Origin of the sequence: Calidithermus roseus, assembly GCF_003574095.1 — a bacterium.
In the GTDB taxonomy this organism is placed as follows: domain Bacteria; phylum Deinococcota; class Deinococci; order Deinococcales; family Thermaceae; genus Calidithermus; species Calidithermus roseus.
In genome coordinates this window covers 26,819-43,812 of record NZ_QWLA01000003.1, presented here as the reverse complement: position 1 = coordinate 43,812, position 16,994 = coordinate 26,819, and the positions used below count along the sequence as shown (strand labels likewise).

Here is a 16,994-nt window from a genome sequence, read left to right as displayed (position 1 = left end):
GATTTGCGATGCCGCAGCTGAATCCTACCGCCGAGGCAAGTGGAAAAATGCCCCCGCCGGGCCTTCCCCTCCAGCCTAAGCGCCAGGAGGGTCCTCGATTAAGCGGAAGATCACCCTCCCCCGTGAGATTCCCGGAGTTTGCGGTTAGACTAAAGCCAGTCCTACCGAGGCCCAGTGGCTCCAAGCGCTGGGACGCTTTGCTTTTTATGCGGGGGTGGGGGCCAAGACCAGCCTGGGGTTTGGGCGGGTGCGGGCTTTCAATCCGCTGCAAAAAGGGGTAGAGGATGAAGAACGAGACGGAAGCTTTGAAAGACCAGATCAAGCAAGCCTGGGACGAACTCAAAGCCCAACAGCAGAAAGTTTCTAAAACCCAAGAGCCAGGGAGTGCAGAAGCTCAGCAGTTTTATGCTGAGAGGATCTGGCCGCTTTTGCTCGAACTTTGGCGGCAAGAACCGCAGATTTACCCCCTGCGAGAAACCTTTGACGTTTCGATTCATACCCTGGGCACCAGCCCAGAGGCCACTACTCTAGCCGCTTTGGGCCTGGGCGCTTCTGAACTGTATGTACTGCACACGCCCGAGAGCAAGAGCTACTTAGCTCAGCTTCAGCAAGACCTAGGTCGTTCGATTTACCCCATTGAGATAGATAAAAGCGATGTGACCCAGCTCTACCAAGCGGTGGGTGAGCAGGTACGCAAACATCCTGATAAAAAGATTGCCCTGGACCTCACTAGTGGCACCAAGGCCATGAGTGCAGGAATGGCTGCAGCGGGTTACTTCCTCCAGCGGGTCTATCCCAGCCTGCGGGTAGCCTATGTAGACAGCGATAAGTATGATGCCACATTGCGCAAGCCGGTAGCCGGAACCGAGAAGCTGATTTTGCTACCCAACCCCCACGAGGTGCTGGGGGACCTGGACGAGCACCTGGCCCAGGAGTTCTACAGGGCGCGGGAGTTTGGCAAAGCGGCAGACCGCTACCAGGCCCTTAGAAGAAAAACTGGGCAGGGCAAATTTGAAGTGTATGCAGCCCTTTGCGAAATGTATCAGCGTTGGTACGCCCTTGACTTTGAGGGTGCTTCGAGCAACGCCCAACGCCTCTTCAACTTCCTGACTCAAGACGCGTACCGCAATCATCCCCTGGCTCGCCACGCCCAGCGACTAAAAGAGCAGAAAGAGGGCCTTGAGGCCATCGTTGCCCTGCTAAAATCGCAGGGTTTTGCGGAGCCCAAGGGTGTTCTTTGGTTGACTACGACGCTTTTGCAACTAGGGGAAGAACGCAGGGAACGGCAGCCGGTCTCCGCAGCTCTCTATTACTACCGGTCCCTCGAGCTTGTCCTGCAACACCGCCTGGCGGTGCGGGGCCGCAGCGATGACGACCCCAACCTGAGCCCCGAAGAACAAGCCTACCTGCGGCAGGCCCTGTCCGACTGGCTGGGAAAGCCGCTCGAACAGATTAGGCCGGTGCAAAAGCTGGGGCTTTTGGAAAGCATTGCCCTGCTGCGCCACCTGGGCGACCCGGCGCTGGGGCAGTTTGCCGAAGCCGACCTGCGCGGCTACCAGGGTATGTTGCAAAGCCGCAACAAGAGCCTGCTGATCCACGGTCTCGAGGTAAGCAAAAAAGGCGACGTGGAGAAGCTCCAGCAGTTTGCCCGCAAGCTGTATCAGACCATGCGGGAAGAGGCCAAGCTGGCACTGTCGGTTGAACCTGTAGAGCTGATGTGACCCTCCACCTCACCGAGCAGTCCTCCACCCTGCGCCTGAGGGCGGGGCGGCTTTTGGTCGAGCTGGACGAGCAAATCCTGGCCGAGCTTCCGGCCCGCAAGGTGCGGGGGGTGGTGGTCTGGGGCAACGTGCGCCTGACCACTCCGGCGCTGGCCTTTTTGCTGCGGCAGGGGGTGCCGGTGCTCTACGCCTCGCTGGAGGGCCAGCTCTATGGGCAGGCCATGGCGCCGCAGGGCCTCTCCCCCGAGGTACTGCGGGCCCAGATGCAGGTCCAGCAAGCCCCTCTCCCCCTAGCCCAAAGCTTCCTGCTGGGCAAGCTGCGCTCGGGGCTGGTGCTGCTCGAGCGGCTCTCGCGTCAGGCCCCCACCGCGCTCCAGCAGAGCGAGATTCGGGCCGCCCTCGAGGCCCTGCCCCAGACTTCCAGCCTCGAGGCCCTGCGGGGGGTGGAAGGCAACGCCGCGCGGGCCTACTTTTCCGGCTTGCAAGCGGTGCTCTCACCCTACGGCTTCTCCGGGCGCAACCGCCGCCCGCCCACGGATGCGGTCAATGCGGCCTTGTCCTATGGCTACATGCTCTTGCTGGGGCGGGTCTTGCTGGCGCTGCACCTGGCGGGACTGCACCCCGAGCTGGGCCTGCTGCACGCCGAGGGACGGCGCAACCCGGCTTTGGCCTTCGACCTGATGGAAGAGTTCCGCGTTCCGGTGGTGGACGTGGTGGTCATCTCGGCCTTCCTGCGCGGCGAGCTAGACCCTAAGAAGCACGCCGAAGCCCGTGACGGCGGGGTCTACCTCAACGACACTGGCCGCAAGGTGCTGCTGCGCCTACTGGAAGAGCGCCTCGCCAAGGAGGCTCAGCACCCGCAGGGCTTCCGCCAACCCTACCAGCAACTCATCGAAACCCAGGCCGCCCGCCTCAAAGCGGCCCTGCTGAAGCGCGATGCCTACAGCCCCTATTACCTCTGGAGGTGAGCTTGCCTACAGAACGCTTCTACACCGTAGCCTACGACATCCCCGACGATGGCCGCCGGGTGAAGGTGGCCAACATCCTCAAGAGCTTTGGCGAGCGGGTACAGCTTTCGGTCTTCGAGTGCTGGCTCAACGCTGCCCAGCTCGAGCAGCTCAAAAAGCTGCTGCAAAAGAAGATCGATCCCAGCGAGGATGGTGTGCGCATCTACCCCGTAGGGGGAGCGGTGGAGGTTCTGGGCCTGGGTCGTAGGCTCGAGAACCCCGACTACCTGATCCTCTAGCCCACGAAAAATCCCTTCGCAATCGCACCCATCCCTCATGAAAAACCCGTCCCTGCCTCGTCCTGGAGCACACAAAACCCCTCTCCCAAAACGACCCGTTATGTTTTGCGCAAACTGGTATAATCCCCTTGCCGGGCCTGCTCGGAGTGCACTTTGAAAACGAGTTCTTCCCACTCCTATCGCAAATCCCTGCGATAAAAAATCTAAATGCGCAGGAAAGTAAGCGCCCATCGCTATAAACGTCACTTTTTTCGCAGTTATCCACAGCCTACCTGTGGATAACTCGCTTTTCTCATAAAACTACCCCCTGGGGCACCTGTACAGAACGGTGTTTTTGGGGGTATGCTGATGCAAACAAAAAGCCCCGCAAGGGGATTGCAACTTCTTCCCTTTTCCCCATCCTCCCCTCCTTCTAGGGGCCTGATGCAAACAAAAAGCCCCGCAAGGGGATTGCAACGGCTTCGGCCTCGGCCCGCTGGCGCTCCTCGCCCTCCAGGATGCAAACAAAAAGCCCCGCAAGGGGATTGCAACCGATCTCGTGCTCCACCACCGCCATCAACTCCGCATCGGGATGCAAACAAAAAGCCCCGCAAGGGGATTGCAACCGTAACCGGTGAGCTATTGGCCGACCTACACTGGATGAGCGAGATGCAAACAAAAAGCCCCGCAAGGGGATTGCAACACGACCGAGCTTGGGCCGGAGGGCCCCACCTCCACCAGATGCAAACAAAAAGCCCCGCAAGGGGATTGCAACTGGAGGGCGAACTTCCCTGAAGCGCCACACAGCATCTTGTGTGATGCAAACAAAAAGCCCCGCAAGGGGATTGCAACCACCACCGCCATTAACTCCGCATCGGAGAGGCTGCTTGCAAAGGATGCAAACAAAAAGCCCCGCAAGGGGATTGCAACCGGGCCGGACGGCCCAGTCTCCGTCGTCATCATCTTCGACGATGCAAACAAAAAGCCCCGCAAGGGGATTGCAACACTTCCTCGTCGCTCATGGTGGCGCCACCGCTCGTGGTGGGATGCAAACAAAAAGCCCCGCAAGGGGATTGCAACAGGGCCGGCGCCAAGAGGGCCTTGATCTCTTCCTCGCTCAGATGCAAACAAAAAGCCCCGCAAGGGGATTGCAACGCCCAGGCTACCAAGGCCTCGTCGGGGAACCCGATGATGCGGGATGCAAACAAAAAGCCCCGCAAGGGGATTGCAACATCTGGGTTCCGCCACCTACGGAGGGCGGCTCCTCCCCTGATGCAAACAAAAAGCCCCGCAAGGGGATTGCAACGAGGTCTTGGGGTCGAGCTTGACGACGTCGGTGTAGAAGCGATGCAAACAAAAAGCCCCGCAAGGGGATTGCAACCATCATGGACCGCCATGGCCCCTCGGCCTCAGGCATATGAGATGCAAACAAAAAGCCCCGCAAGGGGATTGCAACGCCTTGCGTCGTAGCTCCTCCAAGCGGGCTACCCACGGATGCAAACAAAAAGCCCCGCAAGGGGATTGCAACGTCATCATCTTGGCCCCTTCTGGGGGCCGCAGGCTCTGAGATGCAAACAAAAAGCCCCGCAAGGGGATTGCAACGAGAGCTTGTCCTGGAGAAGGTGCAGCTTCATGACTCGATGCAAACAAAAAGCCCCGCAAGGGGATTGCAACGATACGGAGAGGGAAGAAGTACATCATGGAAGTGCAGCGATGCAAACAAAAAGCCCCGCAAGGGGATTGCAACAGAGCATGTTTTGGGCGACCGCTCGGCTGAAGCGGCTGGGATGCAAACAAAAAGCCCCGCAAGGGGATTGCAACTCATCCAGCCCGCTCCTCCTGGAGTTGTACTCCAGGATGTGATGCAAACAAAAAGCCCCGCAAGGGGATTGCAACACCAGGAGGAGGGCAGGAGCATCGAGCTAGCCTGCCCCATGATGCAAACAAAAAGCCCCGCAAGGGGATTGCAACCCCACTACCTTAGGCCTCTCCTGGATCCCCGTTTCCGGGGGATGCAAACAAAAAGCCCCGCAAGGGGATTGCAACGCGCCCCCCCTATGGGCGCGGGGTGGTGCGCCCCCTATTTGGATGCAAACAAAAAGCCCCGCAAGGGGATTGCAACCTTCACTCCCTCATCGCCGCGGCCCTGCTGCAGGCCCGCGATGCAAACAAAAAGCCCCGCAAGGGGATTGCAACCTCGGGGGCCCTGAGGGCCTTCAAGCTCTCCACTGCGCGATGCAAACAAAAAGCCCCGCAAGGGGATTGCAACTTTCTTCGTCGGTCATGGCCCCCGCACCCGCACCGCGGATGCAAACAAAAAGCCCCGCAAGGGGATCATCGCTCCGCCCAGGTAGGGGCGGACTTTTTCTTGTTAGCATGGCGGCATGGCGGAAGTACGGCAGGTACTGATCGTGACAGTCGGACAAAGCCGCGCGCCGGTGGAGTACGCGCTGACCGAACACGCGCCGGATGGGGTGGTCTTCATCGCTAGCCAGACTTCGCAGGTGGTGGTTGCCGAGCTTGTGCGGGAGTATGGCGGGAGTCTGCGCCATCATACCCTGTTGCTGGATGACCCCGAAAACCTCACCGAGAGCTACCGCGTGGCCCAGAAAGCCCTGCACAAGGCGCTGGAGTGGGAGGCGCGCAGCGTGGTGGCCGACCTTACGGGGGGCACTAAGCCCATGGTGGCGGGGGTGGTGCTGGCGCTGAGCGGGCGGGGGGTGACGTTTAGCTACGTGGGCGGGGAGCAGCGCGATGAGGCCGGGCGGGTCGCCAGCGGAAGCGAGCGCTTGCGTCTGCTGGAAGACCCCACCACCCGCTACGGGGTGCGGGAGTGGTCAGACTTCATCCAGGCCTGGAACACGGGTCAGATGGGAGCGGCCCAAGCCCACCTCCAGGCCCTGCTGCGGCGTGAGCTGAGCCCTTCGGAGGAGCGCTTCTACCGCCACCTCGCGGGGGTAGTGGAGGGGCTGGCGGCGTGGGACCGCTTCCAGCACGCCCTCGCGCATAAGCTGCTGCGTGAGCATCTCGAGCCCACCCTGGCCGTGGCGGAGGCCTGGGGCCACGGCGGCAAGGTGCGGGTGCTGCAGGAGCTCGAGCGGGATCTGGAGCGGCTGGAGCGGCTGCTGGAGCGGGGCAACGCGCCCAGCTTCGAGCTGCTGGCCGACCTGCTGGCCAACGCCGAGCGACGGGCGGCGGCGGGGCGCTACGACGACGCTCTGGCCCGGCTGTACCGGGCGGTGGAGTTGGCCGCCGAGGCCGACATCTACGCCCGCCACAAGCTGGTGCTGCGGCAGCCCGAGACCTACCCCGCCGCGCTAGCCGACCTGGGCAGCCGGGCCGGGGGGGTGCTGGGGCTGAAGGAAACGCTGTCGCTGGCTTTCGACATCGATACGCGAAGTGGGCAGAGCAACACCCTGGCACAGCAACTCTTTGGCGACTACGGCCAGCGGCTGAGGGAGTTGCTGCAACGGCGCAACAGCAGCATTCTGGCCCACGGGACCAGGCCGGTGGAGGCCGCCGACTACGAGGCCCTGCGGGCTTACCTGGCCGAGAAGAGCCTCGAGGCCGCCCCACCTTGGCCCCGCTGGTGAGGGGCGAGAGCGGGAGGGCCCAGCACTCGAGGTGCGTGGCGGTCATCTTTGGCCGTGCTCGCTGGCGGGGACCGCGGGGGACTTCGGGGTCGTGGTCGAGGGCCAGCCGGTTCGCGAAGATGAAGACCGAGCAGGTCTTATACGAAAACTACCGCACCCGTTTCTGTGCAAGCCCTATACTCTCTGCGTGCAGGGGCATTTGGGAGATAAATCATGAGAAGATGGCTTTTGCTCCTTATGGCGATCGGCTCGGCAATGGCCCTGGCGCAAGGCGTCCGCCAGCAGGGCCTGGGCGGGCTGATCCTCCCCGGACCCGAGGCCGCGCCCTACAACCCGGCCTACACCACATACCCTTCTACTTATGCCGAGAAGGAGGGCTTCCGCCTGCCGCTGGGCCTTCTGCGGCTGGTCCTCCCGCTGTTCCCCGAGACCAACGCCCTGGCCTACTTCTACGACCGCCAGACCTTCAAACAGCGCTTCGACGCCCTGAGCTTCTACGACCAGCTCACCCATCTGGACGCCTTTCTCTTCAACCCCGCGCGCAGTCCGGATGAGGTGGTTTTCTCCATTGGCCAGGATGAAATCAGCATCACCGACGGTCAGGGCAACCCTCTGAACCTCGACTTCAGCGTGGGGGGCGGTGGCCGGGTGGCTTCGGCGCTGACCCCTCCCGCGCTTTTGCGCCTCCCCCTCCAGACCGGCGTGCCGGGGCTGGGGCTCGAGTTGGCCCTCATCCTTGGCAGCGGTGGCCTCGGCATGGAGGCGAGTGAGGACCTCAAGCAGGCCATGCGAACGGGGGACCTCAACCGCTGCCGCAGCGCCACCCCCTCGCCCTGCGCCCTCATCGGTCGCACCAGCGCCATGGGCGCGGTGGGGCTGAACCTCGCCTACGCCACACCCTTGCCGGAGATTCCCGACTTCGAGGGGAAAGTCTACGCCGGAGTGCGTGGGGAGGGCTTCTACGGCCTGGGATACCTCGAGGCCCAGGCCATGGCCCGCCCTACCTTCGACCAAGACGGCAACCCCAACGGCACCGACTACGAGGTGCGCTACTTCTACAGCGTGCCTGGCAACGGCCAAGGCTTCGGCCTTCGTGCCGACGTGGGGGTGGTGGTGGATTACCAGGAGTACACCTTCGGCCTCGGGGTGTCGAACGTCGTGGGCTTCGCGCGCTGGTCGGGAACGGAGGTCACCTTGCAGAACGGGAGCTCGAGCGAAGCCCCAGCCCTACGGCAGAGCGCGGGGTTCGCCCCGGCGGTGTTCCTCAACGGGGCTTACCGGATGCCCCTGGAGGAAGGCAGCCTCCTCATAGGGGCCGACTTTTCCTCCGCGGACAGTAGCTTCCACCTCGGGGCGGAATACGCCCTGGGGCCCTACCGGCTGCGGGCCGGGGCGGGCCTGGAGGGGGGCTTCAAGTTCGGGCTGGGCGGAGGGGTGCGGCTCGAGGGCCTCAGCCTGGACGCCGCCCTCACGGTCCACCAGGCCCCTGTCGTCAGGGGAACCGTCTACGGCCTGGCCCTTAGCGTAGGCTTCTAGAAGCATGACCATGAAGCATACCCCGATTCTTATGCTTGCTCTGGCACTCGTGCTGGCCGCCTGTAGCGGCCACACGTTGACCACGGTGCGGGTGAACGTGCTCTCGTACATACCCACCGCCTCCCGCAGCGGGCAACTAGACCTCACCAACGCCACCCTTTTTCTCCCCGATGACGACGGAGACGGAACCTACGGCAACGACCCCGATGGCCTTGCCCTCGACCTGCCCAGTCTGGACATCCTGGAAAAGGCCAGGCTCGAGGCCCGCCTAAGCCTAAAGAACACCGGCAGCGCCCCGGCGAGCGTGAGCCTGGAGATCCACGTGGCCCCTCCAAGCGACGGCTTCATCTACGACGGCAGCGAGGATTACACGGTCCTTTCCGGCTCGGTCAACCTCAACCCCGGCGAAGAGAAGCCGCTCGAGCTCGATGCCACCCTCAACGAGGCCAACCCGGCTTTCGGCTTGCTGAAGACCGGAAAATTCCGCGTCGGGCTGAAGGTGAGCCTGGCGGGAGACACCGTGAACTACACCCTGGAAAAGGCCAGCGTGAGCCTCTCCGGGCGGCTGTTCAAGCTCATTCCGGATTGAGTCGGTTCACGGTGAGTGCTCTTACCGGCACACCGACAAGCTGTGCCCATTTTAGTTTGTACCCGCATCGGGTTCCGTCGCATTTCTCACCGAGGGGTTAGGGTTGGTTTCGAGCGACTCCGGTTCACCTTCCACAGGGCGCGAACCGAACTGCCGTGAGGGAAATTCTGCCGGGTTCCAGTACTTCAGCTCTGCATACACCCGCTCTCGAAGCTCCAGCGCCAGATCGACCAGCTCGCCCAGGACTCTCGCAGGCCAATCCCCTCCCGGAAAGATCAGTTTGAGCAGCGCCGCCACCAGCTTGAATACCGCCCGCACATCGCGCTGAGTGAGGCCCGAGGGTAAATAGGGTGTCAATTCTGGCTCAAAAGCCTGCACCCGCAGACGCTTCAACACCTCGGCCAGGTAATCCAGCACCAGTCCATAGTCCTGGTTCAGCCATTCAGGGCCCAGTTTGGGAAATTCATGGCCGGGCAGCAGCCCCGCCAGCCGGTCTAGAAAAGCTGTATCTCCTACTAACCCATCGGGTAATACCTTGGTTTGAGGAACCGCCGCACTGTCGGTGTTGCCCAAGAAGACTAGGGAGGCCTGAGCATGAAAGCTGCGGTTGCCGCGGCTGAACCGGCCCGATTCCATGAAGTCTTTTAGAGTCGATAGCAGCGCAGGGTCATCCCAACGGGTATGGGCCACCTCATCGAAAATCACTACCTGATAGGTGGGGATCAGCCCAGGTTTGCGCTGCAACTGATGATAAAAAAGCGTCGCCGGAGTGGCCCTGCCACCAGAAATCAGGAAAACCTCTGGTGAGGTGTTGCGCAGGAGAAAGGTCTTCCCTGTTTGTCTCGGGCCCAGCTCCATCAGGTGCAATCCTGGTTCCACCAGCGGCGCCAGGCGCGCCAGATAAAGTAGCTTGAGCCGGGTACCTAGTAGCCTTGGATTGATCCCAAGGCTCATAAGAAGGACATCGATCCATTCCGCCTCCGTGAAGGCCTCACGCGCCCGACGATACTCCTCCAGATCGATGCGGGCCACCTGGAAAGGCAGGAAATCCGCTACTCGAACCTGGCGCCGTGCCGGATCGTAGCTGAGTTCAATGGTTCCCCAAAGACCGTACAGCACCCCAGGGTAGCGCTCGGTCAAGTCGAAAGGGACTTCGGCTTTGATCTCGCCCAGGCTAGGGATGCGCGCGGAATACCGCCCGGTAGACAGATCTACCTGCACCTCGAGTTCATCGATAAGCACAAAGCGGCCCTTGCGCAGCAGTTGGTCCTTGACCCGCTCCCGCTCCTCAGGTCCGGGGTAGCGCTCTTGGAGCAGCCGCTGCACCTTAGCCACAGCATTGGCGTTGCCATCCGGGGCAAACTTGGCCAGGAGGTACTCCACTACGTAGCGGGGTACCCGGTGGAAAACGGGACGCTGGGTCAGATGTTTGGCCAGCACTCGACCGGGAAAGGCTTTAGCCAGGCGGTCATTCATCGAAGATTGCCTCCAGTAAAGGGTTGGGCCGCTCATCCAGAGAGTGCGCCGCCGGCGATGGCACTTTTGGTGGCGGCGAGGACGTCGGTTCCATGCCCCCGTAATCGGCGAGGATTATCTGATCGGGAGCAAGGGGATGGACGAAGCGAAACAGCACGCCTTCGCCTGGTAGCCATTCGGCCTGCTGGGTCAGAGGCTCGAGCCAGCGGGTAGGCCGAACGGCACCGAGCAGGAAGCCGTGGGCCTCGTGATCCGGGCGATGGCAGGCCATCACTCGTGGAGCCGAAGCCAGCGTGGCTGCCCCCCAGGCTTCGCTATCCATCAGCTCGGAGATATCCGGTAGCGGCAGGTCCGCAGCCATGCGCTCCCCCTCCAGCAGCAGGCGATCTTCGAGTCCCTGTAGGTCACGGTCCCAAAATAACTCCAGTATACCCTCCTGAATCAACTGCTTCGAACGGTGTTCCAACTCAGTCTGAGGCACGATGTACGGCGGCTCAAAGCGCAAAACTAGGGGGTGTCGGGTCGGGGGGCCTGCGGCAGGAAGTTTGAATTCCGCCACCAGCCGCCGGATCGTCTGGCAGCGCTCACGCTCGCGGGCCAGAGCGTCCCGGTATACGCGAATCAGGCGGTACTTTGCCCAGCGCTCGAGCCAAAGCTGCTGCTGCTGAGTGAGGAGCTGATGCTGCGCGTGGCCTGCGCCCAGCTCGGTCCAGGCTGCGTCACACAAGCGCTTGCGCACCCTGCTCAGTTCCTCGGCATCGACCCCGAGTGAACGCGGACGCAGGGAGGGCCAGAATAGACCGATCATCCTTCGCCAGAACGGGGGCCGTGGTTCTTGCGGCCTGGGTTGCTCGAGTTGCTCGCGCCAATGCTTCCGGTTATCCTCAAAACGTGCTCGCGCTTGCTGGAGTTGTTGAGTCGCCCCCTTAGCCACCGGATCGCGCGCGAGAAGTTCTTCAATCTGCGGCCCCTCCAGCAGTGCATCCAACTCTGCCAGGCGCCCCCGCAGCTGTTCCAACTCCTCTTCCGGGATCGGCCTGCCAGCCTCGGCCCTCAATTCAAGCCGCTTAAGGCGGTCCCTGCGGTCACGCAAGCCGAACAACTCGTCGAAGGGCTCGAGCGCCGCCTTGAGCGCGTCGTTGGTTTCACCCAGGGCATGGGCCAGCTGCGCTTCCAGTTGCTCCAGGGCCGGCAATCCCAAAAGCAACGCCTCACGGGCAACCTCCCAGGGCAGCGCTGGCTCGAACGCAAAGGCTAGCTCATCCACCTGCAGCCGGTAGGAATCGCGGAGCCTGATACGAGCGGTTTCCCAGGGTTGGTCAATCTCCCAATCCGGGTGCTGGAGGCAGTTGGTGCGTTTGGGTGGCTCAGGCAGGACCTGCTGGGGCTCCGGCTTCGGGATTGGGGGTGGCTTTGGCAGCACCAGACTTCCCATGGAAGTCTGGCACAGCACCGGCCAAAGCTGGGCGGCGAGCACGTACTTCGAGGGGGGAGCCACTTCCAAGCGGCATACTCCCAGCCCCGCCCAGTCCCGCCCTTTGGCCTGAGCAGGATGGAATGGGAATTGGCTCCGCACGCAGGCTTCGACCAGGTGCTGGATCAGGGGGAAGACCTGCTCAGGTGAGCGCAGGTGAAGATCGGCGCGGTTGCGCAGGGACAGAGGCCATACCCGCGTCGCGGGCAGCGCCGAGGGGTCGGGGCGGAGATAGTCCAGGTTCTCCTGGGCCTGGGCTTTCTCCTCCTGGCTCAGCGCAAACAGGTCCGGCAGCAGCAGCACCAAGTGCACGCGCAGCTCACGCCCGCCAAACAGCAACCCCTGGGGCTTATCTGCTAGGCGGGAGAGGTCGCTTCGGAGCTTCGGATGGTGGGCTTGCGCCACCCACACCAGGTTGAGGGCTTGACTCAGAAAGTGCCCAGAAAGTTGCAGGTCCACCACCCTCTGGTGATCGAGCAAGCGCCCCAGGCCAGCCTCGAGGGGTCCGAGACCCTGATCCTCGAGCACTTCCAAAGCAGGCCAGGCCGGGCCCAGGCGCTGCCGCCACAAGGGCGACAAGACCCGCAGGGCCCTGTCGCCCAGTTCCCCGGAGGCGGCAACTATGGTGGGGTAAAGATTCATCGCTTCAGGTCGCAGAAAATCCCGGGAAGCTGTCGTCGCTCAGGCTGGGGTCGTACTCCTCCAGCTCTTTGAGCCACCGCTCGAGGACTTCCTTCTCCCGCTCGAGCACCTTTTGATCCTGCTCACCCCAGCTATTGGCTTGCAGACGCCGCGTGCGGTCTTCCAGGGCCTCCCTAACTCTGTCCTTTAGCTCCGGCAGACACTTACGCCGGGCTTCGGCCTCGAGCTTGCTCACCTTGCCCTCGAGCTCTTTGAAGCCGAAGAAGTCGTCACAAAAGCTCGCGAAAGCCTTCCCAGGAGCAGCCCCCAAGGTGCGCCAGCGCTCTACCCCCTCGCGGTCGGACTTATAGGCGTACTCGGGGTTGTGGCGGATCAGCCCGAAGAAGCGGGCCTTGGTCCAGATCTTGGCGACCTCCTCGGGGTCAGGCAGGGGCAGCAGGTCCTCTAGGCTGGCCTCCCAGTCGCGGCGGACGTGGAAGCTTCGGCTAGCGGAGAGGGACTGGTACTTCTCGCGGTACATTTCCAGGCCCCACAGCGTGAAGGCGGGGATGGAGGCCTCGATCTTGTAGAAGTAGACCCGTTTGGGGTCCCTCGTGCTCACCGGCTGCAATTTCTGCTTGGCATGGATGTTCCCGGCGAAGATGTCTTGAAACTCCCCGTGCAGCAGGGGATGGTTCTTGTCGGAGGTGTCCTCGAGCCCCAGGATATGCACCTGCTCACGCTGTCCTACCTTTGGGTTGGATACCCAGGCGTCCTGGTACTCCCATGCCGGCGCCGAAAGTGCGTCCAGCTCGCGGAGGGTGCGCTCGGTAGCCATCCGCAAGGGGTCGTGAGGCTCCTTTTTCTTGACCTCCTCGAGCCACACCCGCAGAGAGGTACGTTCGGTGGGCATGAGCACCTCGTCCAAAACGGCGTGGGGTTTCTCGAGGAGGTCACGAAGCCCCCTCTTTCGCAACACTTCCAGTGCTTCCCGGTAATCCACCCGTCCCAAGGCTGCACCCTCTACGTAAGGGGGCGGCAGAGTGAGGGTGAAGGGGTTGGCATCCTGAACCCCCGCTTCTTGTGTTTTGCGCTCGGTAAAGCGTTCGGTCCACTCCCGGATCGAGCGCACCAACTCCTCGAGCTTCTCCAGCTTCGCTTGCAGCAACTTGGGCAAGAACTTGGCGGCTTCGTAGCGGGCCTGGGCCTGGGCAGCATCCACGGCCAGGTCAAGCTGGACCTCAAGGATGCTGCGATTGATCCGCGGTCCCTCCTGCGGCTCTGAGCGGTTGAATAGCCTCCCAAAGCCGCTCCCTGGCGTCATGCCCGTCGCCAAGTGTTCTTCGACCTTCTGCCGCTTTTCCTCTTCTTTGTGGGATTCTCTGTCATACTCGGCCTTAAGCTCCTTGAGGAGGGCGTCCGCTCTGGGCTGGAGCTCACGCAACCCCTCCTGCAATTCGGCCAAGCTATGGGTCTTGAACGCCTCCTCCAGGGCCCTGTCAAGGAGGTCCTCGACAGGCCAGTCCGAGGAAATAGCCTGGCGGGCTTGCTCGAGCACCCCTTCCTTGAGGGTTCCGATCTCGGCGAGTGCCTCGTTCCAGACTCGCCTGTCTTCGCTGCGGCTCGGCGGTGGGTTGAAGCGCTTCTCCGGGGCTGGGGGAAGGGGATGATCCTTGATTTTCCTCAGCTCCAGCTCCAGGCCCGTGATACCCCACGGCTGCGTGCTTTGGGTCAGCCGGTCCACTGTCTGCTTGGCGATCTGAATGGCGCGCTCGAGCTCGAGGCCGTGCGGCTCAAAACGTAGCTCTGCCGCGCCGAAGCTGGCGTAATGGGCCGTCTTGCCGTAGTACGAGCCCTGCTGCTCGGTGAGTTGCATGACGATGTTGTCGAAGACATCGGCCTGCTCCTTGCCCAAGGGACCACTGACCAGGAAGAGACCCATGCCCAGCAGTTCGGCCAGGTCGTCGATGGAGTTGAAGGTCTTGCCTCCACGGTTCTGGCGATTGACCAGGAAAACCATGTCGAAGGGCTTCTTCCGCACCTCGATACTGCGCCCCCCGAAGGGGTAGCTGAAGGTCTCCTGCAGGCTCATGAGCCTGTCCAGCTCCTTCAGCGCCCCGTAAGCGTTAGCCTCGACGTTTTGGGTGCCGGGCCGATTGGTGTAGATGTCCGGCAACAGCAAGTACCCAAAGAGTTGGTCCTCGTCCTTGAGCAGGTCGCGCAGGATGAGGGCAACGTCGAGAAAGATCCCCGAGCCCGTACCCCCGGCCAGCGAGCCCACCACGCACACCGTGAGGTGCGGAGTATACGATTCATACACGAATTTCCGCTCCCTCGAGGGGCGCTCGGCCTGGTAGTCGCGAGCCTCGGAGAGCAAAGCCCGCAAGCTGTCGTAAACGATCCGTGCGTTGGCGAACAGCGCCAGTCGCCCCAGCGCCCGGACCTGGCCCGCCCCGGAGAGGATGTTGGCCTTGAGCTCGGCCTTGGGGGGAAACCACTCACGCACCTCGTCGTGCACCTGAGGCAACAGGCTGGCTCCCCTGGCCTCGATAAACAGCACCTCACTGGGGTTGAGCCGTACGAGAAGCTTTTCCCCTCCAGGGCCCATGGCGCTCAGGCCATTGGTATGAGCACTGGTGGTGTCTACGAGTAGAAATTTGACCAGGGGCGGGATCTCGCCAAAAGTCTCGATGTACTTGCGCTTGGCGTGTAATAGCGCATTCTTGCCCGTCCCACCCAGGCCGATGAGGACCGTGCGCTTAAGCTGGCGGGTTTCCTCTAAGATTCGCATAATTCCTCACCTTCCACGAATTCTCCCCAGGGAGAAATTGCCTAGCTCTTTACCTCCTTCGCTGATGGTCACGGTCTCCCCCATTTGAATGCGGTCCTTTGGTTCTAGGAGATTCTTCCCAACCTTAAGCTCGAGGTGGAGTGGGTATTCCACTTGCGGGTTCTGGCCGCGCGATCCGGTCAACTTGATGCCGCGCAACTCCGGTTGCTCGAAGAGCTTGCCGAGGTCGACGGGGCGCTTCCCCCGCAACTTGCGGGTAGTCTCCTGGCATTTCGGTGGCGGCCCTACCAGGGTAACGGTGGCCCAGGGCGCGTTTTGCGCCGCCGTCCAGCGCCACAAAAGCAGCAATAACGCCAGGAGGAGAGCGAGCCAGGGCAGCCACCGGAGCAACTGCTCCCCCAGGGTGAGGGGCTGGCGCAACGTGGCCAGGGGCACCTCCGGCGCGCCGATAGACCCGGCGGGCAGTTGCACGGACAGTGCCGGGCTGGCCATCTTCCCGCTGCCGAAGCCGTTGTTGCGCAGCTCGACGCGCAGTTCCTCGCCAGGGCGCAGCGTTACCGGGCCGGGTTCACCATTGAGCCTGGCCTCGAGGCCTTCCGGCAAGCCCTTCACCGACACCCGCACCGGCTCCTTGGCCCACTCACTGCCTTCGAGGCGAAAACGCAGCGCCGCAGACTGCCCTCTGGGCAGGTCCAGCCTTTCCTGGGTCTGTAGCGCTTTCAAGAGGTACTCCCCAGGCGGATGGTAAGTGAGTTTTACCTGCAAAGCTCCAGGGCGCACCAGCGTGTTCGGCCCCGCCTTGAGGCACAGGCTCGCGCTGTAGGAGCCATAAGGGAGGGAATCTGGGTTGCGCAGTGAAAAGCGAAGCGAGTGGGCACCGCTGCCGGAAAGTTGCTCCGGCGAAACCTCGAGGAAGCTGCCGTGCCTCTCGATTGAAGGGGCACTGACCTCCAGTACCAAAGGCGACTGCCCGCCTTGTGTCCTAAGTTCTAGGTCGCGCTGAGTTGAGCCAACACCGAACAGGTTGCCCAGGTCGATCAAAGCCGGGCGTAGCGCCACCTCCGACAACCGGGGCACCTGGTTGGGCGCTGCACTCAGCGCGCGGCTTCCGGGCGTGTTGCGCAGGGCAGCGCCGACGTCTGGGGGAGTACTCAGCCCAAGGGTGATGTAGTACAGCCAGTCGTACGCCCCCCGGCGCAGGCGGTACTCCTTGGCCACATCCGCCATGGTCAAGGGACCGGGGTCGTTGTCCTGCCCATCGGTGAACAAGTAGATGCTCGTGGCCACGTCACTCGAGAGGGCAAGCTCCCTCAATACCTTGAGCAAGGTGGCATAAACATAAGTGCGCTGTCCGGTCGCCTTGAGCCCCTCAATGTAACGGTTCAACTCCGCCCTCTGGGCTGGCAGGCGAAATGAGCGCTGGGGACCCGGTCCCTGGTCAAAGGTCTGGATCGTCACCAGGGTATCCGGCGGCACTCGGCTCAGAAAATTCCTCAACTCGCTCTTTACCTTTGGGAACACCACACGTCCTGCCCCGTCCCCCTGCCCCATCATGGATGCCGAGGTGTCGATAATAAAAACGTAGCGATATGAGCTTGGCAACTGCCTCTTCGAGAGAGGCTCTTCAGCGTCGCACACCTGTGCGAAGGCGATACTCAGCATTAGCCACAACCCCACCAGTACCCTTTGCATGATTGGAGAATTGTAGCTTAAACATCGCGCTTGCTGGGAGAAATTTAGGCCTCGAGTACCCCCCAAAAACCGTCGGGAGATTATTGCACCCCGTCCTGGGAGTGATTCGCAGCCAACGCTGCACCCTGACCTCCCCGTGGTCTAACTGATCCATCTTGTCCGACAGTGAAATACCTGCAAGCCGCACTAAACCTCGCCAATCCCACTGGGTTTACGGCCAGGTTTGTGAAGGCCTGAGCCCGCTTCCGCACCAGTTCCTCGCTCATTCGCAAATAT

At 62.2% G+C, this 16,994-nt stretch carries 10 protein-coding genes, 1 pseudogene and 1 CRISPR repeat array; of the genes and pseudogenes, 7 read left to right on the top strand and 4 right to left on the bottom strand.

The window, feature by feature from the left end; genetic code table 11:
* Nucleotides 1–151: 151 nt before the first annotated feature.
* The 7 genes and pseudogenes from Mrose_RS19285 to Mrose_RS01665 all read left to right on the top strand — a co-directional run.
* A pseudogene (locus Mrose_RS19285) lies at nt 152–367 on the top strand (CRISPR-associated protein Cas6); the annotation flags it as partial.
* Entirely contained in the window at nt 285–1,721 is a 1,437-nt protein-coding gene (locus Mrose_RS01690; RefSeq protein WP_119275699.1) for a TIGR02710 family CRISPR-associated CARF protein, read from the top strand. The pseudogene Mrose_RS19285 and the gene Mrose_RS01690, both read left to right, overlap by 83 nt.
* Complete coding sequence (gene cas1 / locus Mrose_RS01685; protein ID WP_119275698.1) at nt 1,718–2,689, top strand: CRISPR-associated endonuclease Cas1; 972 nt, start codon at nt 1,718–1,720, stop codon at nt 2,687–2,689. The genes Mrose_RS01690 and cas1 overlap by 4 nt, the downstream gene beginning before the upstream one ends.
* 2 nt (nt 2,690–2,691) lie before the next feature.
* The gene (gene cas2, locus Mrose_RS01680) at nt 2,692–2,967 is read left to right on the top strand and encodes a CRISPR-associated endonuclease Cas2 (protein ID WP_119275738.1); all 276 of its coding nucleotides are present in this window, start codon (nt 2,692–2,694) and stop codon (nt 2,965–2,967) included.
* 347 nt (nt 2,968–3,314) lie between these two features.
* A CRISPR array of direct repeats spans nt 3,315–5,287; the repeat unit is 35 nt; unit sequence GATGCAAACAAAAAGCCCCGCAAGGGGATTGCAAC.
* 43 nt (nt 5,288–5,330) lie between these two features.
* Entirely contained in the window at nt 5,331–6,539 is a 1,209-nt protein-coding gene (locus Mrose_RS01675; RefSeq protein ID WP_119275697.1) for a TIGR02710 family CRISPR-associated CARF protein, read from the top strand.
* A 213-nt stretch (nt 6,540–6,752) separates the two neighbouring features.
* Nucleotides 6,753–8,075 (top strand): hypothetical protein, encoded by a 1,323-nt coding sequence (locus Mrose_RS01670; protein WP_245969427.1) that lies wholly within the window; start codon nt 6,753–6,755, stop codon nt 8,073–8,075.
* Nucleotides 8,076–8,106: 31 nt separating this feature from the next.
* Nucleotides 8,107–8,664: a hypothetical protein gene (locus tag Mrose_RS01665; protein ID WP_119275737.1), complete on the top strand. Its 558-nt coding sequence runs from the start codon at nt 8,107–8,109 to the stop codon at nt 8,662–8,664.
* A 51-nt stretch (nt 8,665–8,715) separates the two neighbouring features.
* Here Mrose_RS01665 and brxL read toward each other — a convergent pair whose 3' ends face one another.
* Genes brxL through Mrose_RS01645 form a run of 4 tightly spaced genes read right to left on the bottom strand, consistent with a single transcriptional unit; the run spans nt 8,716 to nt 16,688 of the window.
* The gene (brxL, locus tag Mrose_RS01660) at nt 8,716–10,140 is read right to left on the bottom strand and encodes a BREX system Lon protease-like protein BrxL (RefSeq protein WP_119275695.1); all 1,425 of its coding nucleotides are present in this window, start codon (nt 10,138–10,140) and stop codon (nt 8,716–8,718) included.
* Nucleotides 10,133–12,256: a hypothetical protein gene (locus tag Mrose_RS01655; RefSeq protein WP_119275694.1), complete on the bottom strand. Its 2,124-nt coding sequence runs from the start codon at nt 12,254–12,256 to the stop codon at nt 10,133–10,135. The genes brxL and Mrose_RS01655 overlap by 8 nt, the downstream gene beginning before the upstream one ends.
* Before the next feature lie 4 nt (nt 12,257–12,260).
* Entirely contained in the window at nt 12,261–15,026 is a 2,766-nt protein-coding gene (locus tag Mrose_RS01650) for a tubulin-like doman-containing protein (RefSeq protein ID WP_119275693.1), read from the bottom strand.
* Between the two features lie 6 nt (nt 15,027–15,032).
* Nucleotides 15,033–16,688, bottom strand: a complete 1,656-nt coding sequence (locus tag Mrose_RS01645; protein WP_275052650.1) for a vWA domain-containing protein — start codon at nt 16,686–16,688, stop codon at nt 15,033–15,035.
* Nucleotides 16,689–16,994 lie beyond the last annotated feature (306 nt).

What these genes read in the sequence shown, in the direction of transcription:
- Mrose_RS01670 (WP_245969427.1), top strand. Translation starts at nt 6,753, where the DNA reads ATGAGAAGATGGCTTTTGCTCCTTATGGCGATCGGCTCGGCAATGGCC.
- brxL (WP_119275695.1), bottom strand. Translation starts at nt 10,140, where the DNA reads ATGAATGACCGCCTGGCTAAAGCCTTTCCCGGTCGAGTGCTGGCCAAA.
- Mrose_RS01675 (WP_119275697.1), top strand. Translation starts at nt 5,331, where the DNA reads ATGGCGGAAGTACGGCAGGTACTGATCGTGACAGTCGGACAAAGCCGC.
- Mrose_RS01645 (WP_275052650.1), bottom strand. Translation starts at nt 16,688, where the DNA reads ATGCTGAGTATCGCCTTCGCACAGGTGTGCGACGCTGAAGAGCCTCTC.
- Mrose_RS01655 (WP_119275694.1), bottom strand. Translation starts at nt 12,256, where the DNA reads ATGAATCTTTACCCCACCATAGTTGCCGCCTCCGGGGAACTGGGCGAC.
- Mrose_RS01650 (WP_119275693.1), bottom strand. Translation starts at nt 15,026, where the DNA reads ATGCGAATCTTAGAGGAAACCCGCCAGCTTAAGCGCACGGTCCTCATC.
- Mrose_RS01690 (WP_119275699.1), top strand. Translation starts at nt 285, where the DNA reads ATGAAGAACGAGACGGAAGCTTTGAAAGACCAGATCAAGCAAGCCTGG.
- Mrose_RS01665 (WP_119275737.1), top strand. Translation starts at nt 8,107, where the DNA reads ATGCTTGCTCTGGCACTCGTGCTGGCCGCCTGTAGCGGCCACACGTTG.